This is a genomic window from Paraburkholderia sp. BR14374 (genome assembly GCF_040948685.1).
Taxonomy (GTDB): Bacteria; Pseudomonadota; Gammaproteobacteria; order Burkholderiales; family Burkholderiaceae; genus Paraburkholderia; species Paraburkholderia youngii.
Map to the genome: position 1 here is coordinate 1 of NZ_JBFPKF010000130.1, position 532 is coordinate 532.

Genomic DNA, 532 nt, shown 5'->3' on the forward strand with positions numbered 1-532 from the left:
TCCATGCCGCCGATAGCCGTCGTGTTCTGCGTCACCCGGGGGTCCAGACCCGCGATGTTCGAGGCGTTCTGCGCCACACCCTGGTTCGTCGCATACAGCTGCGAGCCGTTCACCGCGTCGCTGCTCGTCGCCGACAGCGTCCCGGCCTTCACGCCCGACAGCGTGCGAACGCCGTCCGTACCCGTGAAGTCCACCATCGCGCCGGCCTTGTCCTTCGCCACCGTGATCGCGTTCGTACCTGCGTCCTGCTGCACCAGACCCACCACGCCGCTGCTCAGGTCGTTCGCGATGTTCTGCACCGAACCCTCCACGTTCGTCACGCGACCGTCGATGCTCGTGATGTTCGTCTCGTTCTGCGTGATGCGCGTATCCATGCCGCCGATAGCCGTCGTGTTCTGCGTCACACGGGTGTCCAGACCCGCGATGTTCGAGGCGTTCTGCGCCACACCCTGGTTCGTCGCATACAGCTGCGAGCCGTTCACCGCTTCGCTGCTCGCCGCCGACAGCGCGCCGTCCTTCACGCCCGACAGCG

Annotated in this window: 1 pseudogene; it reads right to left on the reverse strand. The window is 66.4% G+C overall.

Annotation, left to right across the window (positions count from 1 at the left end):
* Nucleotides 1–532 (reverse strand): annotated as a pseudogene (locus AB3X86_RS38345) (hemagglutinin); the annotation flags it as partial.